Origin of the sequence: Streptomyces sp. NPDC047981 (assembly GCF_040653315.1) — a bacterium.
GTDB lineage: Bacteria > Actinomycetota > Actinomycetes > Streptomycetales > Streptomycetaceae > Streptomyces.
Genome location: NZ_JBEZNQ010000035.1, coordinates 17,583 through 40,748, shown reverse-complemented (window position 1 = coordinate 40,748; position 23,166 = coordinate 17,583). Strand labels below are relative to the sequence as shown.

General features: G+C 71.9%; 23 protein-coding genes. 7 read left to right on the top strand and 16 right to left on the bottom strand.

The genetic code is table 11. From position 1 onward, the window contains the following. Positions 1-667: 667 nt before the first annotated feature. From AB0E14_RS21670 to AB0E14_RS21660, 3 genes are all read right to left on the bottom strand, one after another. The gene (locus AB0E14_RS21670) at positions 668-1,264 is read right to left on the bottom strand and encodes a hypothetical protein (protein ID WP_362420324.1); all 597 of its coding nucleotides are present in this window, start codon (positions 1,262-1,264) and stop codon (positions 668-670) included. A gap of 557 nt (positions 1,265-1,821) precedes the next feature. Then, a complete protein-coding gene (locus AB0E14_RS21665; protein ID WP_362420320.1) occupies positions 1,822-2,091 on the bottom strand; it encodes a DUF397 domain-containing protein in 270 nt (89 codons plus the stop codon). Then, on the bottom strand, positions 2,072-2,914 hold the full coding sequence (locus AB0E14_RS21660; RefSeq protein WP_362420466.1) for a helix-turn-helix transcriptional regulator: 843 nt from the start codon (positions 2,912-2,914) through the stop codon (positions 2,072-2,074). The genes AB0E14_RS21665 and AB0E14_RS21660 overlap by 20 nt, the downstream gene beginning before the upstream one ends. Before the next feature lie 126 nt (positions 2,915-3,040). Here AB0E14_RS21660 and AB0E14_RS21655 point away from each other — a divergent pair, with 126 nt between their 5' ends. Both AB0E14_RS21655 and AB0E14_RS21650 read left to right on the top strand, forming a co-directional pair. Beyond that, positions 3,041-3,256 (top strand): hypothetical protein, encoded by a 216-nt coding sequence (locus tag AB0E14_RS21655; RefSeq protein ID WP_362420317.1) that lies wholly within the window; start codon positions 3,041-3,043, stop codon positions 3,254-3,256. Positions 3,257-3,558: 302 nt separating this feature from the next. Then, the gene (locus tag AB0E14_RS21650) at positions 3,559-5,040 is read left to right on the top strand and encodes an alpha/beta hydrolase (RefSeq protein ID WP_362420314.1); all 1,482 of its coding nucleotides are present in this window, start codon (positions 3,559-3,561) and stop codon (positions 5,038-5,040) included. 4 nt (positions 5,041-5,044) lie between these two features. On the opposite strand, the gene AB0E14_RS21645 is transcribed toward AB0E14_RS21650, so the two are convergent. The 4 genes from AB0E14_RS21645 to AB0E14_RS21630 all read right to left on the bottom strand — a co-directional run bounded on the left by AB0E14_RS21645 (position 5,045) and on the right by AB0E14_RS21630 (position 8,918). Next, positions 5,045-5,341, bottom strand: coding sequence for a deoxyxylulose-5-phosphate synthase (locus AB0E14_RS21645; protein WP_362420311.1), 297 nt, complete (start codon positions 5,339-5,341; stop codon positions 5,045-5,047). A gap of 154 nt (positions 5,342-5,495) precedes the next feature. Further along, positions 5,496-6,977, bottom strand: coding sequence for a PTS transporter subunit EIIC (locus tag AB0E14_RS21640; RefSeq protein ID WP_362420308.1), 1,482 nt, complete (start codon positions 6,975-6,977; stop codon positions 5,496-5,498). 86 nt (positions 6,978-7,063) lie between these two features. After that, complete coding sequence (murQ, locus tag AB0E14_RS21635; protein ID WP_362420305.1) at positions 7,064-8,038, bottom strand: N-acetylmuramic acid 6-phosphate etherase; 975 nt, start codon at positions 8,036-8,038, stop codon at positions 7,064-7,066. A 31-nt stretch (positions 8,039-8,069) separates the two neighbouring features. Then, positions 8,070-8,918, bottom strand: a complete 849-nt coding sequence (locus AB0E14_RS21630; RefSeq protein WP_362420463.1) for a MurR/RpiR family transcriptional regulator — start codon at positions 8,916-8,918, stop codon at positions 8,070-8,072. 312 nt (positions 8,919-9,230) lie between these two features. On the opposite strand from AB0E14_RS21630, the gene AB0E14_RS21625 reads away from it, so the two are divergent. Continuing rightward, positions 9,231-9,587, top strand: coding sequence for a hypothetical protein (locus AB0E14_RS21625; RefSeq protein WP_362420302.1), 357 nt, complete (start codon positions 9,231-9,233; stop codon positions 9,585-9,587). Continuing rightward, positions 9,584-9,868 (top strand): DUF4031 domain-containing protein, encoded by a 285-nt coding sequence (locus AB0E14_RS21620; protein WP_362420299.1) that lies wholly within the window; start codon positions 9,584-9,586, stop codon positions 9,866-9,868. Before AB0E14_RS21625 ends, AB0E14_RS21620 begins: the two co-directional genes overlap by 4 nt. 40 nt (positions 9,869-9,908) lie before the next feature. On the opposite strand, the gene AB0E14_RS21615 is transcribed toward AB0E14_RS21620, so the two are convergent. The 6 genes from AB0E14_RS21615 to AB0E14_RS21590 all read right to left on the bottom strand — a co-directional run bounded on the left by AB0E14_RS21615 (position 9,909) and on the right by AB0E14_RS21590 (position 14,831). Beyond that, positions 9,909-11,231: a hemopexin repeat-containing protein gene (locus AB0E14_RS21615; protein ID WP_362420296.1), complete on the bottom strand. Its 1,323-nt coding sequence runs from the start codon at positions 11,229-11,231 to the stop codon at positions 9,909-9,911. Positions 11,232-11,302: 71 nt separating this feature from the next. Continuing rightward, positions 11,303-11,536: a hypothetical protein gene (locus AB0E14_RS21610; RefSeq protein ID WP_362420293.1), complete on the bottom strand. Its 234-nt coding sequence runs from the start codon at positions 11,534-11,536 to the stop codon at positions 11,303-11,305. A 68-nt stretch (positions 11,537-11,604) separates the two neighbouring features. Further along, positions 11,605-11,814, bottom strand: a complete 210-nt coding sequence (locus tag AB0E14_RS21605) for a hypothetical protein (protein ID WP_362420290.1) — start codon at positions 11,812-11,814, stop codon at positions 11,605-11,607. A gap of 45 nt (positions 11,815-11,859) precedes the next feature. Next, entirely contained in the window at positions 11,860-12,063 is a 204-nt protein-coding gene (locus AB0E14_RS21600; RefSeq protein ID WP_362420287.1) for a hypothetical protein, read from the bottom strand. A gap of 33 nt (positions 12,064-12,096) precedes the next feature. Then, positions 12,097-12,279: a hypothetical protein gene (locus AB0E14_RS21595; protein ID WP_362420285.1), complete on the bottom strand. Its 183-nt coding sequence runs from the start codon at positions 12,277-12,279 to the stop codon at positions 12,097-12,099. Positions 12,280-12,311: 32 nt separating this feature from the next. Next, the gene (locus tag AB0E14_RS21590) at positions 12,312-14,831 is read right to left on the bottom strand and encodes a S8 family serine peptidase (RefSeq protein ID WP_362420282.1); all 2,520 of its coding nucleotides are present in this window, start codon (positions 14,829-14,831) and stop codon (positions 12,312-12,314) included. A 305-nt stretch (positions 14,832-15,136) separates the two neighbouring features. Here AB0E14_RS21590 and AB0E14_RS21585 point away from each other — a divergent pair, with 305 nt between their 5' ends. Beyond that, complete coding sequence (locus AB0E14_RS21585) at positions 15,137-15,847, top strand: BTAD domain-containing putative transcriptional regulator (RefSeq protein ID WP_362420279.1); 711 nt, start codon at positions 15,137-15,139, stop codon at positions 15,845-15,847. A gap of 40 nt (positions 15,848-15,887) precedes the next feature. Here AB0E14_RS21585 and AB0E14_RS21580 read toward each other — a convergent pair whose 3' ends face one another. The 3 genes from AB0E14_RS21580 to AB0E14_RS21570 form a co-directional block, all read right to left on the bottom strand. Beyond that, positions 15,888-17,099, bottom strand: a complete 1,212-nt coding sequence (locus AB0E14_RS21580) for a Cmx/CmrA family chloramphenicol efflux MFS transporter (RefSeq protein WP_362420460.1) — start codon at positions 17,097-17,099, stop codon at positions 15,888-15,890. A gap of 204 nt (positions 17,100-17,303) precedes the next feature. Then, the gene (locus AB0E14_RS21575) at positions 17,304-19,529 is read right to left on the bottom strand and encodes a VCBS repeat-containing protein (protein WP_362420276.1); all 2,226 of its coding nucleotides are present in this window, start codon (positions 19,527-19,529) and stop codon (positions 17,304-17,306) included. 106 nt (positions 19,530-19,635) lie between these two features. After that, positions 19,636-20,298 (bottom strand): hypothetical protein, encoded by a 663-nt coding sequence (locus AB0E14_RS21570; protein WP_362420273.1) that lies wholly within the window; start codon positions 20,296-20,298, stop codon positions 19,636-19,638. 120 nt (positions 20,299-20,418) lie between these two features. Between AB0E14_RS21570 and AB0E14_RS21565 the strand changes: the two genes are divergently transcribed. Beyond that, positions 20,419-21,858, top strand: a complete 1,440-nt coding sequence (locus AB0E14_RS21565) for an MFS transporter (RefSeq protein ID WP_362420270.1) — start codon at positions 20,419-20,421, stop codon at positions 21,856-21,858. 80 nt (positions 21,859-21,938) lie between these two features. Then, a complete protein-coding gene (locus AB0E14_RS21560) occupies positions 21,939-23,120 on the top strand; it encodes an aminotransferase class I/II-fold pyridoxal phosphate-dependent enzyme (RefSeq protein ID WP_362420267.1) in 1,182 nt (393 codons plus the stop codon). Positions 23,121-23,166 lie beyond the last annotated feature (46 nt).

Genomic DNA, 23,166 nt, shown 5'->3' with positions numbered 1-23,166 from the left:
GAGTCAACTTCGGGGGTGGGTGGGTGGGTTGAACCCCTGTCCCGTACCCCTTCCGTAGAACAGGGCTCGAAGCTCGGAGCTTGAGCTTCGGGTCTCTGAGGGGCTCGTGGCCAGGGGTCTTCGCGAGCCTCTGGCGCCGGCCGCCCTCGTCCTGAGTGTGGCGACCTCCGGCGGTGCGTCAAGGGCGCTCCCTGCGGTCGCGTCGGCTGCGCCGATTACACCCTTGACCCACCACCTCCGGTCGCCGGTTTCTACTCGGGGGGCGGCCGGGGGGCGTGGCCACGGGGGAGGGCGGGGATCGCTGCGGTGGCGGGGCCGGGCTGTGGGCCGGTGGGGTGGGGGCCGGGTATCGCTCCGGCCGGGGTGCGGATTGCGGCCGGTGGGTGGGGGCTCGGTTCGCGGCCGGGGTGGGGGAGTCGGTGTGGGGTTGGGTGTGGTGCGCGGCAGTGGGATGGGGCGGTGGCGGCACCGGCTCGGCGGCGGACAGTCGGTGCCGGGCCGGGACTCATGCCCCGCCGGTGACTGTCCGGTGGGTGGTGGGGTCGCCTGGGCTCGTCTCGTGGCCCTAAGTGCAACGTATTCGCGGTGACGCTCTGGATATGCCGGGCACGGAGGGCTGATTCGGTGCCTGGGGCGGGAGTTGGGTGCGGTTAGGGGCGTCCGGCGGCTATCCCAGCGTCAGAGTGCGTAGAGGTTTGCCGGTCTCGGGGTCGAGGTCGATGAGGTGGACCTGAGCCTCTTCTGTCGGGTCGCCGGTGACGATGCGTATCCGGTCGGGGCCTACCCAGGACGCCTCGTGCAGGCCGTTGGTGAAGTCGTCGCCGTTGAAGTACCCGACCTTCCAGCGGCGTTGGGTCGGGCCCCAGCCCTCGTCGACGTAGACCCACCAGAGCGGGTCGATCATCGCCGATCCCTCCTCGATCACGAGGTGTCGGTCCGGCCTACCGGGGGCCGTTCTGTCCGACGTCTCCGAAGGGATGGAAGCGAGGAGGAAGAAGGGCACCGCCGCGAACGCCGCGAGCGCGGCCGCGATGCCGGTGAGGATGCGGACGGCCAGGTTGCGCACCCCGACGAACACGGCCGCCGTCAGCAATCCCACGACCAGCACGCCGAACAGCAACGGGTGGTGGAACAGCTTCGCCACCACAACCAGTCCGCCGTCCTGGCTGCACCACCAGCCGGCCAACTCGGCGAAGCAGACGAGTACCGCCGCCAGCACGAGGTTGCGTGCTCGCTTCCGGGGGCGCTGTGCCGTCGTTTCCACTGTGATCCTTGCTGATGGGGCGGTCGGGTCACGTGAGTGTGGCGCACCCCCACCGGGCGGCTGTCAGCGGGGCATGAGTCCCGGCCCGACTCCGACCGTCCGCCGCTGAGCCGGTGCCGCCACCGCCCCATTCCACTGCCGCGCACCCCGAGCCGACCGGTACGTGCTTCCTCGCCTCGGCCGCGAACCTAGCCCCCACCCACCGAGGCGAGGAGTCCCCTTGCCGGAGCGATGCCCGGCCCCCACCCCACCGGGCCGCAGGCCGCCCTGGCGCCGGAGCGATACCCGGCCTGCTCGCGTGGCCACGCCCCCGGGCCGCCCTCCGAGTGTGAAAGGGCGGGTGGAGGCGGTGGGTCAAGGGTGGCCGTAGGCCATCGCGGAGCGACGCGACCGTAGGGAGCGCCCTTGAGGCGCCGGTGGAACCCGCCACACTCGGAGAGAGGGCGGCCCCACCAGAGGCTCGCGGGGGCGGTCAGCTCGGGGCCGGTGGAGACCAGCTGGTGGGCGCGGTAGTGGCTGTGCGAGCGCCCGACCGGCTGGTCCCCGACTCGGCTCAGTCAGCAGGATCCCGTGACGCCCTCGATGAACGTGGCCCACGCGGCGGCCCGAAACGCGAGCTTCGGGCCGTCGGGGTTCTTGGAGTCACGTACGGGGACGATGCCGGGGTGGTCATCGGAGACCTCTAGGCAGTTGCCGCCGCTGCCGTCGCTGTACGAGGACTTGCGCCAGGTGGCGACCTCGACACAGTCTCCTCCGCTGCCCCCGCTAAAGCTGGACTTGAACCAGACCGCCGCACTCAGGTCGTAGTCAGAGATGTCGATCTTCATGGGCGTAATCCTCCGCCACGGACTCGATCAGGGCCAGGGATTCGCGAGGTGGTAGCGCTGCGGCCCCGAGCAGATCGTAGGTGAGTGTGTGGCGCGTGACCGTGGCCGGGTCGTCCTCCAACTGGCCTGTTCCATGGCCCTCCAGGTAGACCAGTGGTGGGGCGTCCTCGAAGGACATCAGCTTCAGCCCGCCGCCCATCGACCCATACGCCCCCGCCCCGAACGGCAGCACCTGCACGATCACCCTGTGCTTCCTCGCCAGGCCCACCACGTGCCGTAACGCCTCCGCCATCACCGCCGGGCCGCCCACCTCCTGTCTCAGTACCGCCTCTCCCAGCACCACCCACAACAACGGCTTTGTTGGGTCGCCCAGTAGGCGGCCACGGTCGAGCCTTGCCGCGACCAACTCGTCGATCGTCTCGTCGAGGGCCGTCGGCTGATACGCGCGGAAGACCTCCCTCGCGTACGCCGGTGTCTGCATCAGGCCCGGGATCAGCAAGGGTGCGAACTCCTTGATCGTCTCCGCCACCGCTTCCGCCTCCGCCGCCTCCGCGAAGTGGTCCGGGTACTTCGACTTGTTCGCCGCCCCGCAGTTCCGCGTGAAGAAGCCTCCCGTTCCCAACACCTCGTCCAGTTGGGACGCGATCTCCGGGCGGATCCGTCTCGTACCCGCCTCCATCTGGCCGATGTACGAGCCGCTCACGAAGAGCGCCTCGCCCAGTGTTTCCTGGCTCAGGCCCTTTCGGTCCCGCGCGTGGCGCAGTTCCGCGCCGATTATCGCTCTGGGTGAGGTCGACGGGTCTGGCTTCCTCGGTCCGGCCATGGCCATGGTCATCAACTCCCGCTTGCACATATGGGGTTGTTGGGGCTGCACCACTGTTCCCCAGTCTTCTCCATCCGGACACTCGGTGTAGTCGAAACCGATACACAGAGTGGAAAGGCCCGTAAGATGCCCACTTCGCTTGAGCGTCTCCACGCCGTTCAGGAAGTCGTCCGTCAGCTCAAGGGTGAGTTCGACGCCCTCGGCGTCGCCCTGCCCTCCCTCGGGGTCGACCCGCTCACGATGGCTGGGACGGGGGAGGCGTATCCGCTGGTCGAGCTGGGGCGGTGCAATCTCGACACCGCGTTGCGGCTCGCGGCCGTCCTGAACGAGGTCCGCCGGTGAACGCCGAGGTGAACGCCGGGGCGTACGTCGTGGATGCCCGTGACGGGCGGATCGGTCGGGTCATGGGGTTCGTGGGGCCCTGTGTGCAGCTGAGGCCGCCCGGTGGTGGGCGGGAGTGGGACTGTCCGGCCGAGATGCTCAGTCCCGCACCGCACGGGGACGTGCTCCGGGCCCGGGTGCGGGCGGTCAACCGTGACGGGAGACTGCCCTGAAGTCCCCAGTCGGCAGGTGGGGTTGACCCCACCCGCGATCCGCCTGCCGGCCGGATGGGGCGTAGGCGGCTGATCGAAGAGGCTGCATCCATGACGACTTACGGACGCACCAGCCTGGTTCTCGCCCTCTCCGCCGCCACCGTCGCGGCCACCCTCATCGCCGCACCCGGCGCTACCGCCTCGGCGTCCGCCGCGCCCGGGCTCGACTGGTCGCCGTGCGGGCCCGTCGGTCTCGGGCAGGAGTGCGCCACGCTCTCCGTGCCGCAGGACTACGCCGAACCGGACGGGCCGCGGCTCTCCCTCGCGGTCTCGCGGATCTGCAGCGAGCGGCCCGAGGCGCGGCGCGGGACGCTGGTCGTCATCCCGGGCGGGCCGGGCAGTTCGGGGGTGCAGCGGCTCTCGCAGAAGGGGGCGGCGCTGAAGGCGGAGCTGGGCGGGGCGTACGACCTGGTGGCGTTCGACCCGCGCGGGGTCGGCGGGAGTTCGACGGCGAACTGCGGGCTCGATCCGGAGGATCGGCGGATGGTGACCCTGCGGTCGTGGCCGGCCGCCGACGGGTCGATCGACGAGAACGTCGCGCGGTCCCGGCGGACCGCCGAGGCCTGTCTGGCCAACGGAGGCGAGCGGCTGCGCAGCTTCACCACGGTGAACCAGGCCCGGGACCTGGACCGGTTCCGGCAGGCGCTCGGGGAGGAGAAGCTCTCCGCGTGGGGGGTGTCGTACGGGACGTACGTGGGGGCGGTGTACGCGACGAAGTTCCCGCACCGTACGGACCGTTGGGTCCTGGACAGCAGCGCCGACCCCGACTCGCGGCGGGTCGCACGGGGCTGGCTCGCGGACATGGCGAAGGGTGCGGAGGACCGTTTCCCGGACTTCGCGAACTGGGCGGCGGACCCGGCGCGGGGGGAGCTGCGGCTCGCCGAGCGGGCCGGGGACGTACGGCCGTCGATCCTGGATCTGGCGGCCCGTCTGGACCGCGAGCCGAAGGAGTCGACCACGCCGGGTGTCCCGCTGACGGGGAACATCCTCCGTCAGGCGCTGCAGAACGCGCTCTACTCGGACGGCGCGTTCGCGTCCTTCGCTCAGCTCGTCAAGGCGGCCCAGGACCCGAAGGTCACGCCCGTCCTGCCCGCCCAGTCCTCCGCCGCCATGCCGGACTCGGACGCGGCGCTCAGCGTCGCCGTGATCTGCAACGACGTGAAGTGGCCGGCGTCGGTCCGCGTCCATGAGCGCGCCGTGGCCGCCGACCGCGCCCGCCACCCGCTGACGGCGGGCATGCCGGTCAACATCACGCCCTGCTCCTTCTGGCAGCCTCCGGCCGAGAAGCCCACCCGGATCACCGACCGGGGCCCCTCCAACATCCTCATGATCCAGAGCCTCCGCGACCCGTCGACCCCGTACGCGAGCGGCCTGAAGATGCGCGAGGCCCTGGGCTCCCGCGCCCGCCTGGTCACCGTCGACCAGGGCGGCCACGGCATGTACCTGGGCAACGGCAACGCCTGCGGCAACGCTGCGGTGACGACGTTCCTGAAGACGGGGGAGCGGCCTGCGGAGGACGCGTACTGCGGGTAGGACGTCAGAGGGAGTAGGACGGGCGGCGCTCCGCCAGCCAGGTGCGGGCCTCGCGCAGTTCGCGGGGCCGGTAGCCGGGGCCGCCGCAGCAGGACTTGTGGAAGCCGACGCCGGCGTTCAGGAGCAGGGTGAGCGTCCGCCAGGCCGCCTTGTCGCGGCGGGGCGGAGGGGCGAAGGCGGAGCCGGCGTGGATCATCACGCGCGCGCAGCGCGGACACCGGCGCTCACGCGCCTCGTCGTACGGCTGCTTGTACGAGGCGCGGCACGGCAGGCAGACGTAGGAGGTCTTGCAGTAACCCATGGGGGCAGCGTAGGGGCGTCCTGGGTGGGGCGCCACGGAGTTCTTGTGGGGTTGGGGTTGGCGTTGGGGAACGGCAGAGGGCCGCCTCCGGTTCGTGCCGGGGCGGCCCTCAGCCTTGGTGTCGTCCTTCGTGTCGACCTCGTGGCGTCGGACGTCAGACCTTCGCCGGTTCCTGGGCCGGGGTCGTGGGCGTCGGGCCGCCCGAGGCGACCGGGACCTCGACCGGGTCCGTGTCGACGTTGAACTCCTCCAGGAGGCGGGCGCTGAAGCCCCAGACGTACGTCGCCACGAAGCCCACCGCGTAGCCGACCAGGAGGCCGCCCGCGTAGATCGCGATCGTCTCGCCGAGGCCCTTGTTGCCGTCGAGGAGCGGGAAGAGGGCCCAGCCCGAGGGGCCGATGGCGGTGGAGCCGACCTTGTCGCCCAGCATGTTGAAGAGGCCGATGAAGCCGCCGCCGAAGGCGCCGCCCACGCAGGCCGTGACGAACGGGCGGCCCAGGGGGAGGGAGACGCCGTAGATCAGGGGCTCGCCCACGCCCAGGAAGCCGGCCGGGAGGGCGGACTTGATGGTGCGGCGGATGGAGCCGTTGCGCGGGAGCTTGAGGTAGACCGCCATCGCCGCGCCGACCTGGCCCGCGCCCGCCATCGCCAGGATCGGGAGCAGGACCGTGAAGCCCTGCTGCTCGATCAGGGTCGTGTGGATCGGGATCAGCGCCTGGTGCAGGCCCAGCATCACGAGCGGGAGGAACAGGCCACCGAGCACGAAGCCGGCGCCCGCGCCCGCGTTGGCCAGCAGCCAGTTGGCGAAGTCGCCGATCGCGGTCGAGATCTCACCGGCCACGAACATCAGGCCGAAGATGGTGACCAGGCCCGAGACCAGGACCGTCAGGGTCGGCGTCACCAGGACGTCCAGGGACTCCGGGACCCAGCGGCGGCACCACTTCTCCACGTACACCGCGAGGACCGCCGCGCCGAGCGCGCCCAGCACACCGCCCTGGCCCGGCGAGAGCGTCTGGCCGAACGCGTCGATCTTGGCGACGCCAGGGAAGACGATGATCGCCGCCACCGCACCGCCCAGGATCGGCGTACCGCCGAACTCCTTCGCCGTGTTGAAGCCCACGAACACCGCGATCAGGGCCATGAAGCCGCTCGCCATGGCCGCGAGAGCGGGAGTCACGGACGGTAGCCAGCCCAGGTTGATCAGGAGGCCGTTCAGGCCCGCGATGATGCCGCAGCCGATGAGCGCCGGGATCAGCGGGACGAAGATGTTCGCGATCTTGCGGAGGAAGAGCTTGAAGGGGGTCTGGTTCTTCGCCTTCTGCGCCGCCTTGATCGCCGCACCCTGCGCCGCCAGGTCGTCCGCCGACGGCTTCGGGGCCGCCGCCACCAGCGCCTCGAACTCCGGTGTCACGCGGGCGACCGTGCCGGGGCCGAGCACGATCTGGTACGTGTCGTCCTCCACCACACCCATCACGGACGGCAGGGCCTTGAGGGCCTCGTCCTGGACCAGGGAGCGGTCCCGCAGACCCAGCCGGAGCCGGGTCATGCAGTGAGCCACCGAGTCGATGTTCTCGGGGCCGCCGACGAGCGGGAGGATCGCGGCGGCGATGGCGCGGTTCTTGTCGTCTGTGCTCATGTGCGGTGGTGCCTTGCTGTGCGGGGGGTGGGGACGTTCAGGGGTGGGGACGTTCGGAGGAGGGGAGCTTCAGGGGGAGCCGGGGGTCAGGGCGCGGTCAGGGCGGCGCGGAGGTGGCCCTGGGTGTCGCGCAGTCGCTGGTCGGCGGTCTTGGCATCGATGTCGGCCAGGATCATCAGGATCGCGGTCTTCACCTCGCCGTCCGCCTCGGCGAGCGCGGTCTCGATCTGCTCGTCCGGCGCGCCCGTGGCGAGGGAGACGATCCGGCGCGAGCGGGCCTGCAGCTTGTCGTTGGAGGCGCGGACGTCGACCATCAGGTTTCCGTAGGTCTTGCCCAGCCGGATCATGGTGATCGTCGAGATCATGTTGAGGACCAGCTTCTGGGCCGTGCCCGCCTTCAACCGGGTGGAGCCGGTGAGGAGTTCGGGGCCCGTGACGACCTCGATGCCGTGCTCGGCGGCCGCGGCGAGTCCGCTGTCCGCGTTGCAGGACAGGCCGATCGTCAACGCGCCCTTCGCGCGGGCGTGTTCGACCGCGCCGATGGCGTAGGGGGTGCGGCCGGAGGCGGAGATACCGACCACCGTGTCGTCCGCGGTGAGGTCGAGCGCGTCCAGGTCGGCCGCAGCGAGGTCCTTGGAGTCCTCCGCGCCCTCCACCGCCTTCACCATCGCCGACGGGCCGCCCGCGATCAGGCCGACGACCTCCGAGGGGTCGGTGTTGAAGGTGGGCGGGCACTCGCTGGCGTCGAGGACGCCGAGTCGGCCCGCGGTGCCCGCGCCCGCGTAGATCAGCCGGCCGCCGCGCGCCATGCGGGCGGCGGTGGCGTCGATCGCGGCCGCGATCAGCGGCAGCTGCTCGGCGACGGCCGCCGGGACGGTCTGGTCCTCCTTGTTCATCGTCCGGGCGATGGTGAGGGTCGGGAGCTGGTCGATCTCCGCGAGGTCGGGACGGAACGCCTCGGTGGTGAGGGTGGCCAGCTGGGCGCGGAGTTCCGAGTACGTGGCGGAGGGAGCCGAGGCAGCGGAGGAGGCGGAGGAGGAGGTGGAAGAAGCAGAAGACACGTGCGGCTCTTTCGCGTTTCCGGGTTCAGGGTTACCGGGTGCGGGGTGAGTGGCGGTGGGCCAGGGCTTCGTACGAGGCCGCGAGGGCAGGGGCCGCCGTCTCGTACGTACGTTGGGTGACGCAGGTGAACAGACAGTCCACGACCAGGAGTTGGCTGGTCCGGGACGACATGGCCGCGGGGCGCAGTTCGCTCTCGCGGGCGGTGGAGGTGGTGAGGATGTGGTCGGCGTACTGCGACACGGGCCCGTCCGGGCGGCCGGTGATCGCGACGGTCGTCGCGCCGTGGTCGAAGGCGACGCGCAGCGGCTCTATGACGTCGCCGGTCGAGCCGGAGTGGGTGATCGCGATGGCGACGTCGCCTGAGCGGAGCTGCACGGCGTTGGTCACGGCGAGGTGCGGGTCGCTGTGCGCGTGCGCGAGGAGGCCGATGCGCAGCAGTTTCTGGACGAGGTCCTGGGCGACGAGGCCGGAGGCGCCGACGCCGTAGACGTCGATGCGACGGGCTCCGGCGAGGGCGGCGACGGCGGCGCCGAGCTGGACGGTGTCCAGGCCGGCGGCGGTGTCGGCGAGGGTCTGCTGCTCGTCGTAGGCGAGCTTGGCGACGACGTCGGCGACGGGGTCGTCCACGGCGATGTCGGCGGTGACGGCGGGCGCCCGGCCGGACTGCTGCTGGGCGGCGAGGCCGGCGAGGGCGAGGCGCAGGTCGCGGTAGCCGGGGTAGCCGAGGAGGCGGGCGGTGCGGACGACGGTCGCCTCGCTGGTGCCGGTGAGCTCGGCGAGGCCGGTGACGGTGAGGGCGGCGCAGCCGGCCGGGTCGCCCGCGACGGCCTCGGCCACGCGCTGCATGGACCGGGTCATGGACGGCGCGAGCGTCCGCACCTTGGCCGCGAGCGCGGCGGGCGCGGGCGGCGCGGCTTCCTGCCCGGTCCCGGGGGTGGCGGCAGGCGCCGGGGCGGGAGTGGAGGGGGACGCGGCGGAGGGCGGGGTGCCGGGCGAGGGCACGGACCCGACCTGGCCGCTGAAACTTTCCTTCACGTCATTGGTCACACCTGAAAGATATTTTCGGCGACGGGAAGCGTCAAGACCCCATGAGTCCCGTGAAGTCCCGTGAAGCGTCCCGTGAAGTCCCGGCACGGTCCCGGATGCGGAAGGGACCTTCGCCCCCGAGGCTTGTCGGGTGACAATGTGCGCATGGACGACATCGACCCCCTGGAGCAGGCCCTGCACGCCGCTCGCGCCCTGGTCCTCGCCGATCTCGCGGCGCGCGACGTGGCCGCGGCGGAGGTGGTGTCGATGGTCGAGGACGCCGTCACGCACCGGCGCTGGTGGGTCGAGCAGTGGCCCGACGGCATCGCGTACGTCTCCGGTCTCGTCGCCCAGGACGTCCAGGACGCCCTCCTCGAACGGTACGGCCGCTGGCCCCTCTGCCCGGTCTGCTCCACGGGCGACCCGCACGCCCTGGACGTCGAACCCGAACTCGGCCCCGACCCGCACTGGGTCTGCGGCAAGGCGGGCGTGGTCGTCGCCCCCGTGGGCGGCCTGACGTGACCCTCTACATCGACCCGCCGACCTGGCCCGGCCACGGCCGCATGTGGTCCCACCTGGTCAGCGACGTCTCCCACGACGAGCTCCACGCCTTCGCCGCGACGATCGGCGCCCCGCCCCGCGCCTTCGAGCGCGACCACTACGACATCCCCTCCGACCGCTACGCGGACGCGGTGGCGGCGGGCGCGGTCGAGGTCGGCTCGAAGGAGCTGGTCCGGCTCATCACGGATGCGGGGCTACGGCGGCCCAAGGGACGCCCGGGGGAGTGGCCGCCGGAGGCCTGAGCCGTCTCCCCGCCGTCAGGGCAGCCGGGTCGTCCGCCCGTCAGGGCAGCCGGGTGACCCCGAGCTGCAGGTGGAAGTGGTTCTGGTGCTGCGCTGCCAGCCCCGGGTCCTTGTGGTCCGGGTAGACCACGAAACCGCCTCCGCCGAGATCAGGCATGGGCCACTTGTTCTGGGCTCCGATGGCGTTCCCTTCGCACTCGTAGGTGCCGAACCGGAAGGCTGTCGTGAACAGGCCCCACCCGAGCGCGTCGGCCGTCGGGCTGATGCGGACCTTCGTCCCCGGCACGGGCGGCAGGTCGCCCCAGTGCTTCTGCACCGACCGTGTGAACGCGACCCCGTTCAGTTCGCCGACGATGCCCGAGAGGTCGATCGCCCGACCCTGGTTGTGGCAGTCCTTCGGATCCGGCCCGCCGTGCCCGATGCCCAGGTGGAGCAGTTCGGTGACGTCGGGAGCCGATGCGTTGATCCAGCGGGTCAGCCGGTGGAGGGCTATGAGCATGCGCTGGTCGACGTTGTCGAAGAAGCCCGCCGCCGGGTTGATCTGGTTGGTGAAGCGGATGCCGTCGAGCGTGGGCGGGCCGACGGCGACCCGCTGTGCCGGTGTCGGTGCCACGATTCCGGCGGGGCCGTCCACGAACGGCGGGCTCTTGAGGGTGAGTCTGCCGCGCCTGATGAGGTCGGCCATCAGCTGGTTCGCCTGGGCGAGGGTGAGCAGCCGCGCCGCGGTCACCGCCCCGGGAGGGGTGGGAGCGAGGCGGAAGGATGCGTCCAGCGTGCCGCTGGAGTCGACCCTGTCGGTGTCCACGTCGAAGCGCTGGAACTCCCCTCCGCGGAAGAAGTAGGCGAACCGTCCGCCCGGATACGCCACGGCGTCCAGGCCCGTGCTGAACACCCCGGTCCAGTTGCCCGCGATGGTGCGGGGATAGCCGGGATCGACCCGGTCGGCGGTGATGTCGTACCGCACGTAGGAGTCGCCCTTGAAGAGGTAGAGCTTGCCGTTGCCCCAGTTCACGGCCGCGTCGATGCCGGTGCGCCAGTCGGCCCCGCCGCCCGGTCCGGTGGGCAGACCGGGCCAGCCGGCCTCGACCGTGAACGGCGGGTTCGGCGGCAGATACAGCACCTCGACCCCGTCGGAGGGGTCGTCGTACCGCACGTAGGTGTGCCCCGTGAAGGCGTAGGCCTTGCCCGCGCCCCACCAGACGAAGGCGTCCGGGGAGCGGGGCAGCCGGGGCCAGTTGGACAGCGGCAACCCGGAGTCCTCACGGGCTCCGGAGACGGAGTCGTAGCGGGTGTAGGTGTCGTCGTCGAAGAAGAGGTACGTCTTGTCGTTCGGCCAGGAGACGGCCGCTCTGAGGCCGGCCATGGTGTCGGCTCCTTAGTCTGCGGAGGCGGGCCGCCGGTCGCTCGGTCCGCCTCCTTCCCTTCCCTTTTCCCTCACAGGACGCCGGTCCACCGGCATCCCGTCGGCGGCGCGCAGTGCCAGCCGCGGCCGTAGGCGTGCAGCAGGGGGGCGGGGTCCGCCGGCAGCGTCCCGTAGTCGCCCCTCGGCTGCTGGTGCACGAATTGCTCCTGCCCCTCGGAGTCCAGGAACCGGACGACGACGCGGTACGGAACGTACTGCTCCCGCCGGTTCACCGCCGGTGCCTGGATCGGCAGATCGAGTCGCATGACGCTTCCTCAGATCGGGTGCCGGGCCGGCACCGGGCTGATGCCCGGCGACGGCCCGGCCGGGTGCGTCAGAACGGGAACAGGTCGTCGATGCCCTGGCCCAGCATGCTCAGCAGTCCGCTGGCCCCGGCGCCGCCTTCGGTGGCTCCGGATCCTTCGACGTGCCGGCCGCGCCGGACGGGTTCGGACTGGTGGGGCAGCTGCAGTCGGAGCTGTCCGGGAGCGGACCGGCGGGGGGTTCCCGTGTCGGTGCTCGTCTCGTGGGTCTCGTCGAACATTGCGGTCTCCTTTCCCTTTTCTTCCTGCCTTCGGGCCTTGTGCCCTCAGAACGGCAGGACGCTGTCGGCCAGGTTGCCGATGATGTTGAAGAGCCCGTTGGCCCGGGCACCGCCGGCGGTGGCGTCGTACCCCTCGGGCCGGTGGTCGCGTCGCACGGGCTCGGACTGGTGAGGCAGTTGGAGCCGGAGCTGTCCGGGAGCGGACCGGCGGGGGGTTCCGGTGCTCGTGGCGTGGGTCTCGTCGAACATGACGGTTTCCTTTCCTCTCCTGGGTGTCGCGGGTCAGATGCGCACGCCGTGGCTCGCGTAGCACATCTGCCGCGCGGGGCCGGTCATGGTGGCGCAGGAGGACAGGGAGGCCTCGACGCCGGTACGGGTGTCCCTGGCGCCGGCGTCGGGGACGTCGCGGCGGACGGGGCGGGCCTGGATCGGCAGGCCGCCGGGGTGGTCGCGGCGGGTGTGCATGACGGCTCTCCTCTCGGTGGTCGACGGGGGTTTCAGAAGGAGCCGAGGAAGGTGTGGACCGGGGCGAGGGTGACCGGCAGCTCGTCGCTCACGTCGATGGTGAACAGGTACGAGAGCCGGGACCTGCGTTCGTCCTCCGGGTCGTAGAAGGTCACGGTCACGTCCTGGCAGTCCGAACCGATGCGGCAGTAGGGGCTCTTGGCGACGGTGATCGTGTCGAGCGCGTACAGGTTCCTGGTGGAGCCGGGCACCTTGCTCGCGGAGAGCAGGCCTTCCGCGATCTTGTCGCCGAACAGGAAGGCGTTGGTGCCCATGTAGTTGAGCGCGCGGTCGGCGGAGGTCTGGCCGAGGTTGCGGAACTGGTAGTAGATCTTGTCGAGGAAGGCACGGATCGTGAGCTTCAGTTCCTCGTCGCTGCGGACGTCGACCTGGAGCTCCTTCTTGCCGCCCGGCTTCTGGACCTTGGTGTCCTTCTGGACCTGGTCGAAGACGAAGTCGACGAGCGCCGACTCGTTCCACGTGTACAGCCCTCGGCTCTTCACCTCGACGACCGGCACGATCTGGCCGGAGTAGAGACGTGTCGTGCGGTTGGTGAGGACGCCGGGCACGGAGACACGGGAGATGTACCCGTCGCGTTCACCCGACTTCTCCGGGTCGAGGGCCTGGCCCGCGATGGCGTCGCGGAACACCCGGTAGACCGTGGACACCGGAGGGTTGGCGAACATCCTGAACAGGTCGGCGTCCGTCCTGCCCTGCTCGGTGGCGATCCGGGCGGGTGTCTTCCCCTTGCGCTGCACCTCCACCGGCGGAACGAGCGGCTCGCTCCAGTCCATGCCGGCGGAGGGCTCGGCCTCCAGCGCGTACACCGTGGCACCGTCCATGGTGAGGGTCCAGGTGACCTTGTCGGAGACCCAGGGGGCGCTCGCGAGGTAGTCGCGGAGCTGGCGAGGGCTGTACGGGTCGGGCGTCTGCTCGACCTCCTTGCCGTCCACCTCCGTGACGAAGAAGGGCATCTGCTGCCGGAAGCTGTCCCGGCGTGCCTCCGTGGGGTAGTCGAAGCCGATCGTGCCGATGGCGTAGATCAGCTGACGTGGGGTCGCGTTCGATCCGCCGCCACAGCTGCACGCGGCCGGATCGCCGCCGCAGCCGCAGGAGGGGCGTACGCCGGTGCTTGTGGTGGCGTACGCGGTGTGAACAGGGGGCGCGGAGGGGGCCGGTTGGGCCGGAGCGGCCTGAACCGGGGCTGCCGCCTGTGCCGCGAGAGCGGTGGGGGCCGGTGCTGCGGCCGGTGCTGCGACCGGGGCCGGTGCGGGAGCCGCGGTCACGGCCGGTGCGTGGACAGGCGCCGGGGCCGGATCTTGTACGGGCGTCGGCCCGGGCGCCTGGATCTGTGCCGGCGCGGGGTGCGCCGGGGGCGTGGGCTGCGGGGGAGGCGTCCCTCCGTCGGCGGTGACGCCCACGGGTGTCTGCGGGGCCGTCGGCAAGGGAGGGTCCACGGGTGCGGGCTGGGCCGGCTCTGCGGCCTGTACCGGCTGTGCGGCCTGTACCGGCTCTACGGGCTGTGCCGGCGCGGGCGTCGCGTGCGCTGCGGATTGCACGTACCCGTTCGGCGCCGGGGCCTCGGACGGCGTGGGGGCGGCTGCGGGAGTGGTCACGGCTGTCTCCTCTTTCCTGGTGGTGATGAGGGCGAGCGCCCGGACGGCGTCCAGGCTGCCGCCGAGCCCGCGGCGGCAGCCGGGGGCGTCCGGGTCGGTGCAGTCGGGTGTGGTGGCCGTCGTGAGCAGCGCCTGCCCGGCGGCCTCGGGGTCCGCGGCCGCGCCCGCGGCCAGCTGGGCAGCGACGAGGAGCGCCGCGGTCCCGGCCACGAGAGGGGTGGCGAAACTGCTTCCCGTCAGGGAGACGAGCCCCCCACCGGGTGCGGCGCTTTCGATGTCCTGCCCGGGGGCGAGGATCCCGTGGGTGCGGTAGGCGGCGCCCCAGTTGCTGATGTCGAGCGGCCTGCCGTCGGCCGCGGCGGCGCCCACGGCCAGGACGGAGGGGACGGCGGCCGGCACCTGGAGGGTGTCGGCTCCGTCGTTCCCGACCGCGGACACGACCAGGACGCCGCGCTCCGCGCAGAGCCTCAGGGCACGGTCGAGCAAGGGGTCGGCCTGCCCGTCGGCGGCTCGTTCGCCGCCGCTGATGTTGATGACATGGGCGCCTGCCTCGACCGCCTGCTCGATCGCGCGGGCCAGGTCCAACTGGGGCACCCGCCCGTCGCCGTCGTCCCGGAAGACCGGCAGGATCAGCCCGCGGCAGCGCGGGGCGAGTCCGGGCGCGGGAGTGCCCGGACCGCCGAAGAGGATGCCGGCGACATGGGTGCCGTGGACGGACATGGGCCCACGGCCCGCCGGCTCCTGCACGAGGGTGTCCAGGCGGGTGAGATCCGCGCCCGCGAAACAGGGGTGCGAGAGGTCGACGGGGCCGTCGAGCAGCGCCACGCATACGCGCGGATCGCCGAACGGTTCACCGGGCCTGGCGCGGAGCCCTTCGAGGATCGCCCGAGGCTTCATCTGAGCCTGCCTTCCGTGCCCATGGGCACCGCGTGCGGACGTGGTTTCGGAATGAGCGTCGGGGAGCCCCGTTCGCCGTCCGTCACCCGTAATGTCCAAGCGGCGTGCGCACCGCGTGCTCGAAGGCGTTTCCGGACCGTTGCCGGGGCATTTGGCCGCCGGTCAGACCGCTGTGCGGGAGAGCGGGATCGTGTGCCGAAAAAGTCGGGGCGGCGGTGGGGAGGGCGTGGAACGGGGGATCGGACCGGAAGGACGGCGCCCGGGCGCGGATGCGTGATCCACCGGCCGGTTGCACAGTGAGGGATGTGTCATCGAACGGCGTATTCCTCGAACTGCTCGGTGCCTTCGAGCTCTCGTACGCCGGATGCCGCATCCCCCTCCCCCTAGGGGCACAGCGCCTGTTGGCGCTGCTCGCCCTGCACACGGCAGGCGTGTACCGGGGTGCGGCAGCCGAGCTGCTCTGGCCCGACTGCATCCCGCGGAGGGCTTCCGCGAACCTCAGGACCGCGTTGTGCCACGGACGCCGCGCCGGCCCGGTCGCCACGGTCGAGTGTGTGGACCAGCGACTGCGGCTCGCGCCTGTCGTCGAAGTGGATCTGCAGACCGTGCGGGAACTGGCCCAGCGCACGGCCACGGACGGCGTGTCGCCCGTGGAGCGCGACGCGCTGGTCGGCCGGCTCCAGGAGGAACTACTGCCTCGCTGGCCCGACGAGTGGCTGGTCGTGGAGCGCGAACGCTGGGACCAGCTGCGCCTGCACGCCCTCGAGGGTCTCGCGGAGCGGCTCCGGGCCGAGGGGGCATATCTGGACGCCTACCAGACCGCGTTGACCGCCACCCAGATCGATCCGATACGGGAGACGGCCCAGCGCATCCTCGTCGAGATCCATCTCGCGGAGGGCAACAGGGCGTGCGCGGTCAAACGCTATCGGGAGTACCGCCGTTTGCTGCGAAGGGAATTGGAGGTCGAGCCCTCTCCGCTCATGACCCGTCTCCTCAAGGACACGACCTCGGCGTGACGGGGAGTCGCCGGGACGGGCCGCTCCGTGCCGGGGTACGTCAGGGCGCCGGTACGCGGCTCCGCGAAGGCTCCCGAACGGTGTCGGATCCGGCCACCACCCGCGAGCGCGACTTGTGCAGGTGGAGCGAAAGCCCGACCGTGCCCAGGGCCACCACCGTCATCGCCGCGCCCGCCCAGGCCGTCGAGGCGAAGCCGAGGCCCGCGTCGATCGTGGTGCCGCCGAGCCAGGGGCCCGCTGTGTTGCCCAGGTTGAAGGCGGCCGTCGTCGTGGCGCCCGCGAGGGTCGGGGCGGCGCCGGCCACGTTGAACATCCGGGCGTTGAGGGCGGGGGCCGTGTAGAAGGCCGAGACGCCGAGGAGGAACGAGAGGGCGATCACGGCGACCGGGCTGGAGGCGAAGAGGGCCAGGGCGACCAGGAAGACCGTCGAGGCCGTGATGCCGCTGAGCAGGACCCCGAAGAGGCGGCCGTCCGCGACCCGGCCGCCGATCGTCGTACCGATCAGGGCGCCGATGCCGAAGAGGCCGAGGATCGCCGAGACCCAGCGCGCGTCGATCCCGGCCACGCTCGTGATGACCGGCGAGAGGTAGGAGAACGCGCAGAAGACGCCGCCCGCCGCGAGCGCCGTGATCACGATCGACAGCAGCACCTGGCGGTCCCCGTAGATCGCCAGCTCGCCCTTCAGGCGCGGCTTCGTCTCAGGGAGCGGGATGTGCGGGATCCGGGTGACCACGCCGACCAGCGCGATCGCGGAGGCGGCGCCGACCGCCCAGAACGCGGCGCGCCAGCCGAGGTGCTCGCCGAGGAAGGCGCCCGCCGGGACACCGAGGACGTTGGCGATCGAGAGGCCGCCGATCATGACCGCCATCGCGCGGGCCCGCGAGCTCACCGGCACCATCGCGATGGCGACGGCCGCCCCGACCGCCCAGAAGCCGGCGCACGCGAGCGCGCTCAGGACGCGGGAGGCGAAGAGGACCGCGTAGTTCGGGGCGAGCGCGCCCGCGATCTGGCCGAGGCCGAAGACGGTGATCAGGGTGACCAGGGTCGTCTTGCGGGGGAGGCGGAGGGTCGCGACCGCGAGCAGCGGGGCGCCGACGACCATGCCGATCGCGAAGGCCGAGATGAGGAGGCCCGCCCGGGGTATGGAGACGTTCATGTCGTCGGCGATGGACTCCAGGAGCCCGGACAGCATGAACTCGCTCGTACCGAGCGCGAAGACCGAGAGGCCGAGGATGTAGACGGCCAGCGGCATGCGGGTGGAGGCGGGGGTGGGGCTGGGGGCGGACGGGGGAGCGGTCTCGGCGGGGGTTGACGGCATGACATGCGTCAACCCGCGAGTCACCCCTGTCATTCCCCGGTGCCGGAGTGTCTCGCCATACGGACGCCGGCCGCCCCGCCAGGAAGCGACGTCGGCCCGCCCCACCCGGAGGCAGGGGCGGGCCGGCGTCCGGTGCCGTCAGGCGATGTGGTCGCCCGCGGCGCCGACGTACGGCAGGGAGGCCGGCTGCTTGCCGCGCAGCGGAGCCTTCCAGCTGCCGGTGCCGCCGTAGAAGTACTGGCCGCCCGTCGGGCTGGTCGCCACGAGGTCCGGGCGGCCGTCCCGGTCGCCGTCACCGATGGCGACGAGCTGCTGGTACGTGTTCCAGCCGGCGCCGACCTTCGTACGCGGCGTGAACGTGCCGTCACCCCGGCCCGTGTACAGCCACAGGACACCGGTCTTGTCGCGGGCGAGCAGGTCGCCCGCCGCCCCGCCCGCGATGTCGCCGACGGCCACGAGGTCGTTGTAGACCCCCCAGCCGCTGCCGATCTTCGTCCGCCCGGAGAACGGGGTGGTCGCGGAGCCCGTGCCCTTGTAGAGCCAGAGCGCGCCCGCCTTGTCCGTGGCGACCAGGTCGGGCCGGCCGTCCCCGGTCAGGTCGCTTCCGGCCGCGATCTTGTCGTAGGTCTGCCAGCCCGCGCCGACCTTCACGCGGGGGGCGAAGCCGCCGCGGCCGTTGCCCTGGTAGAGCCAGAGCACGCCGGCCTTGTCCCGCGCCACGAGGTCGCCGACGGCCGAGCCGCCGAGGTTGCCCGTGGCCTCGATCCGGTCGTAGGCGTTCCAGCCGCCGCCGATCAGCCGGCGCGACTGGGCCGTGAGCTGGCCCCACTGCTTGTAGTAGGCGGTGTCGCTCGTCCACAGCCGGCCGGAGGGGTCGCGGTCGAGGACATCGGCGCTGCCGTTGTCGTCGAAGTCGTGCGGCGCGGTCTTGCGGACGACCTTGAAGGTGCCGGAGGCGGAGGTGGCCGGGCCGATGCCGTTGGTCGGCTCCGCCGTCATCTGCCAGGTGTAGTCGCCGTTGTAGGCGTTGGTGAAGTCCCCGCCGATGGTGCCGTCCCAGGTGAACGTCACCGCAGAGGATTCCGGGTAGGACACGGAGAACTCGCGGGCCAGCCCGGTACGGACGTGCCGCAGGGTCAGGGTGACGTCCACGCTGTGCCGGGAGAGCTGCCAGGTGAAGCTCGCCTTTCCGGCGTTCTGGTCGAGGTCGACCGCGGCCGGGACGTCGTTCGCGCCGATGACGACGTGCGTGGGCTCGCCGGTGGTCGCGACCAGGGTGACGACCGGGGCCGCGCCGTTCGCGCCGGGCGCGAGCTTGTACAGGCCCTCGCCCTGGGCGAGGGTGCCACCGCGGACGTACAGGGCGTCGGGGGCGGCGGCCGAGGAGGTGAGGTGGTCGAGGAGCTTGACCTTCGTGCCGGTCGCCGGGTCGTACGCGGTCAGGGCGTACAGCGGGTTGACGTCGCCGTGGGAGATTCCGCCCGCCTCGCCGTACACCACCCAGCCGCCGACCAGGCCGATCTGGAGGTCGCTCGTCCAGCCGGTGTCGGTCGGGATCACCTTGACCTTGTCCGTGGCCCGGTCGAGGAGGAGCAGCATGGGCTGCCCGCTGTTGTCGCCCTCGGTCCAGGCGACGTGCGTCTCGGAGACGGCGATGTCGCCGCCCGCCGAGCCCTCCGTGCGGTCGTGGATCTCGTCGACGGCGCCGGTGGCGAGGTCGAGCAGGCCCCACTTCTTCGCCGTGCCGTCGGTGAAGGTGACGAGGGCGTCCTCGGGCGTACCGGGGGCGACGTAGATGCTGGTCGCGCCGGCCGGGAGGCCGGTCACGTCCACCGCGCCGCCCTCCGTGTCGAACCGGTGCATCCGGAGGTCCGTGCCCTTCGCGGACTTGGTGAAGGCCGCGTGCCCGGCCGAGCCGGCGTACATGATGCCGTCGGCTTCGAGCCCCACGCGGATCCTGAGCGTGGCGTCGGTGCTCAGGTTCTTGAGCGTGAGCATCCTCTGCTCGTCGGAGACCAGGTAGTCCGTGGTCCGCGAGGAGCGCAGGTGGTCCCACCATCCGAGGGCTCGCGAGGAACCGTCCGCGTAGCGCGTCCAGAGCTGGTCGGACGTCCCCTTGGCGCGCGAGAGGAAGCCGGTCAGCCCGGCCTCCGTCAGCTTGGCGTCCTTCGGGAACGGGATCGGCGCCGCGGCGTTCGTGGCGTCCGTGGCGTCCGTCCGTGAAGCCGTCCCGCCGGTCGCCGGGTCGGCGGCGGTCGCGGCGCTCGCGGGCAGGGTGGTCAGGGTGCCCGCCCCGAGCGTGACGGCCAGGACGGTGGTGGCGGCGGCCAGGAGCCGACGCCGGGTCGAGCGTGCGTGAGGCACGTGAGGTTCCCCCTCAGGTGAAACAGAAGTGTGCGGGCGCACCGGGCGCCACCTGAGGAGACTCACGAAACGGCGGAAAGTTGTACGAAGATCGGCAGCGTTCTCGTCAGCCCTCCAGGCCCGCCAGCTCCCTCTCCATGTTCGCCCGCGCCCGCGCCTCCCAGTGCGCCGCGCCGTACGGGGTGCGGAACAGGCGTGGCAGGGCGAGGAGTTGGCGCAGGACCGCCGCGCGGCCCTGGCGGAACGCGTCGTCCGGGACGAAGCCGAACTCCTCGCGGACCGTGCGCACATACCCCCCGTACGTCTCCTCGTCCGTCGCCAGGATCGCCAGGTCCGCGTCGCACAGGATCTCGCCGTCGGTGTCGCCGTCCGCCGGGTCGTGCGTCACCGTCAGGCGGACCAGGCGGGCCACCTCCGTCACCCGGCGCGGTGTCAGGCCGGCCTCCGTCAGAGCCTTCTCGGCCAGGACCGCCGAGCGTTCCTCGTTCTCGGAGCGGTCCGGGCGGTAGACCGCGTCGTGGAACCAGGCCGCCAGCCTGATCAGCTCCATGTCGCCGCCCTCGTGCGGCAGTTCGTCGATGCGGTCCAGGACCGCTTTCAGGTGGTCCACCGTGTGGTAGCGGCGCTGCGGTTCCGACCAGCGCGCCAGCAGGTTCCTCCCGTACGGCTCCGGGGGCGGGCCCTCGCCGCCCGCCCTCGCGGTCAGCAGGGTCGACGTCCAGCGGGCGAGCAGTGCGTCGTGTGCGGCCTGGTCCACGTCTGCGGTCATGCCCGCCATCTTCCCTCGGATCCTGGCCGTCCACTCAGCCTTACATACCCCCCATGGGTATGCTACGGTGCTCCGCGAAGGTACCCCCTAGGGGTATACGTCGAGCGAAGGAGCAGGGCAATGTCAACCGTCAATCCCCGGCGCTGGTGGGCACTTGTCGTGCTCGCTGCCGCCCAGTTCATGGTGATCATGGACACCTCGATCATCGGCGTCGCGCTGCCCGAGATGCAGAAGGATCTCGGCTTCACGCAGAGCGAGCTCTCGTGGATCTTCAACGCCTACGTCATCGTGTTCGGCGGGCTGCTGCTGCTCGGCGGGCGCCTCTCCGACCTCGTCGGGGCACGGAAGATCTTCGTCACCGGCTGGGCCGTGATGATCGCCGGATCCGTCGTCGCCGCGGCCGCGCAGACCGCCTGGGTCGAGATCGTCGGCCGCGCCGTCCAGGGCGTCGGCGGTGCGCTCATCGCGCCCTCCGCCATGACCCTGCTGATGATGCTCTTCATGCACGACCCGAAGGAACTCGGCAAGGCCATGGCGCTCTACGGCGCGGCCGCCCCGGCCGGCGGTACCGCCGGAGTGTTCCTCGGCGGTGTCTTCACCGAGTGGATGAGCTGGCAGTGGGTCTTCATCATCTACATCCCGATCGGCCTCGCCACCCTCGCCGCCACCAAGCTCCTGCCGGACGTCCGGTCCCGCCGCGGCTCCGTCGACATCCTCGGCGCCGTCGCCGTCACCGCCGGGCTCGCCCTCGCCGTCTTCGCCGTCGTCCGCGCCCCCGAGGTCGGCTGGGGCTCCACCGGGACCGTGCTGCAGCTCGTCGGCGCCGCCGCCCTGCTCGTGCTGTTCTTCCTCGTCCAGAAGGGCGTGCGCGAGCCGCTCATGCCGCTCTCCGTGTGGCGCGTGCCGCGCCTGGGCTCCGCCAACCTGGCCATGACGCTGCTCGGCGCCGCGTGGATCCCGATGTGGTACTTCCTCAACCTCTACCTCCAGCAGGTCCTCGGCTACGGCGCCTTCGCCTCCGGCGCCGCCCTGCTCCCCATGACCGTGCTGCTGATGATCTTCATGACGGCCATCACCGCCCGCCTCATGGGCCGTTACGGCGCCAAGCCGCTGATCGCCGGCGGTCTGCTGGTCCTCGCGGCCGGGCTCGTCTGGCTCGCCGCCGTCCCGCCGACCGGCACCTTCCTCGTCGACGTGCTGCCCGCCTCGCTGGTCGCCGCGCTCGGCATGTCCCTCGCCTACATCCCGGCAATGATCGCCGCGATGTCCGGCGCCCCGCAGGAGCAGGCCGGTCTCGCCTCCGGCATCGTCAACACCACCTACAACGTGGGCTCCGCCCTCGGCCTCGCCGCGCTCACCGCGCTCGCCATGTCCCAGGGCGCCGACCGGCTCGGCGACCTCCCCGCGCTGACCGAGGGCTTCTCGGCCGCCTTCATCGGGGCTGCCGTCATCGCCGCCGTCGGCGGTGTCGTGACCCTCCTCGTCATGAAGAGCGACAAGGCGCTCGCCGCCGGTGCGCCCGCCGAGTCCGCCCCCGCGGGCGACAAGGTCTCCGCCTGATCGTCCCCCCGTACGCCAATCCCAGGGGCCGTCCGACTCGTCGGGCGGCCCCTTTCCCGTACCGGAAGGAAGCAGTCGCCGTGCCCCACCACATCAGCACCCGCGCCGTCCATGTCGTCAACGACCCGCCCCCGCCCGGGAGTCGGCCGCTGTCCGTGCCGCTCGTCCAGTCCTCGGCCTTCGCCTTCGACTCCGCCGACGCGCTCGCCGAGGCCATGGCCGGGCCCGACGGGCCCTACGCGTACAGCAGGCGTGGCAATCCGACCGTACGGGCCCTGGAGCAGACCCTCGCCGGGCTCGAGGGCGGGGCGGGAGCCCTCGCCTTCGCGTCCGGGATGGGGGCCGTCAGCGGGGTGCTCCTCGGCCTGCTGCGGACCGGCGACCGGGTGCTCGCGCAGCGGTGCCTGTACGGGGGTACGTACGCCGTTCTCGCCGACCTCTCCGCGCGGTACGGGATCGAGGTCACGTACGTCGACCCGGAACCGGCGGACGTCGAGGCCGCCGCCACGGCCGCCGGTGAGCGGCCCGCGCTCCTCCTCCTGGAGACCATCGCCAACCCGACCGGGCAGGTCCCCGACCTGCCCGCCCTCCTCGCCGTCGCGCGCCGGCTCGGGATCATCTCCGTCGTCGACAACTCCCTCGCCTCGCCGGTCCTGTGCCGGCCCCTGGAGCTCGGCGCCGACGTCGTCGTCCACTCGACGACCAAGTACCTGGCCGGGCACTCCGACGTGCTCGGTGGCGCCGCCGTCTTCGCCGACGACGGGCTGCGGCGCCGGATCTGGCCCCGGACCGTCGAACTCGGCGCGTGCGCCGACCCGTTCGCCGCCTGGCTGACCCTGCGCGGGATCCAGACGCTGCCGCTGCGGATGCGCGAGACCTGCGCCAGCGCGGCCGTGCTCGCCGAGCGGTTCGCCGCGCATCCGTCGGTCGCGGCCGTCCACTATCCGTGGCTGCCCGGCCGTCCCTCGTACGACACCGCCCGGAAGGTGCTCTCCGGGGGCGGGGGCGGGCTGCTGTCCGTCGAGCTGGCCGGCGGGCGGGAGGCGGGCCGGGCCTTCATCGAGGGGGTGCGCATCGCCCGGCTCGCGCTCTCCCTGGGCGGTGTCGAGAGCCTCGTCGCCCACCCGGCCTCCACCTCCCATCGCGAGCTGGACGCAGGGGCGTTGGCGGCGGCCGGGATAGCGCCGGGGCTCGTACGGCTCTCCGTGGGGATCGAGGACGTCGACGACCTGTGGGGGGACTTCGCCGACGCTCTCGGGTAGTTCTTTTGGGTTGACAAAAAGAACGAGTGATTCGTAAATTGGGTGT

Coding starts and splice junctions, on each gene's coding strand:
- AB0E14_RS21665 (WP_362420320.1), bottom strand. CDS start 2,091: ATGAAGATCGACATCTCTGACTACGACCTGAGTGCGGCGGTCTGGTTC.
- AB0E14_RS21660 (WP_362420466.1), bottom strand. CDS start 2,914: ATGGCCGGACCGAGGAAGCCAGACCCGTCGACCTCACCCAGAGCGATA.
- AB0E14_RS21655 (WP_362420317.1), top strand. CDS start 3,041: ATGCCCACTTCGCTTGAGCGTCTCCACGCCGTTCAGGAAGTCGTCCGT.
- AB0E14_RS21650 (WP_362420314.1), top strand. CDS start 3,559: ATGACGACTTACGGACGCACCAGCCTGGTTCTCGCCCTCTCCGCCGCC.
- AB0E14_RS21645 (WP_362420311.1), bottom strand. CDS start 5,341: ATGGGTTACTGCAAGACCTCCTACGTCTGCCTGCCGTGCCGCGCCTCG.
- AB0E14_RS21640 (WP_362420308.1), bottom strand. CDS start 6,977: ATGAGCACAGACGACAAGAACCGCGCCATCGCCGCCGCGATCCTCCCG.
- AB0E14_RS21625 (WP_362420302.1), top strand. CDS start 9,231: ATGGACGACATCGACCCCCTGGAGCAGGCCCTGCACGCCGCTCGCGCC.
- AB0E14_RS21615 (WP_362420296.1), bottom strand. CDS start 11,231: ATGGCCGGCCTCAGAGCGGCCGTCTCCTGGCCGAACGACAAGACGTAC.
- AB0E14_RS21610 (WP_362420293.1), bottom strand. CDS start 11,536: ATGCGACTCGATCTGCCGATCCAGGCACCGGCGGTGAACCGGCGGGAG.
- AB0E14_RS21605 (WP_362420290.1), bottom strand. CDS start 11,814: ATGTTCGACGAGACCCACGAGACGAGCACCGACACGGGAACCCCCCGC.
- AB0E14_RS21600 (WP_362420287.1), bottom strand. CDS start 12,063: ATGTTCGACGAGACCCACGCCACGAGCACCGGAACCCCCCGCCGGTCC.
- AB0E14_RS21595 (WP_362420285.1), bottom strand. CDS start 12,279: ATGCACACCCGCCGCGACCACCCCGGCGGCCTGCCGATCCAGGCCCGC.
- AB0E14_RS21590 (WP_362420282.1), bottom strand. CDS start 14,831: ATGAAGCCTCGGGCGATCCTCGAAGGGCTCCGCGCCAGGCCCGGTGAA.
- AB0E14_RS21580 (WP_362420460.1), bottom strand. CDS start 17,099: ATGCCGCTGGCCGTCTACATCCTCGGCCTCTCGGTCTTCGCGCTCGGT.
- AB0E14_RS21570 (WP_362420273.1), bottom strand. CDS start 20,298: ATGACCGCAGACGTGGACCAGGCCGCACACGACGCACTGCTCGCCCGC.
- AB0E14_RS21565 (WP_362420270.1), top strand. CDS start 20,419: ATGTCAACCGTCAATCCCCGGCGCTGGTGGGCACTTGTCGTGCTCGCT.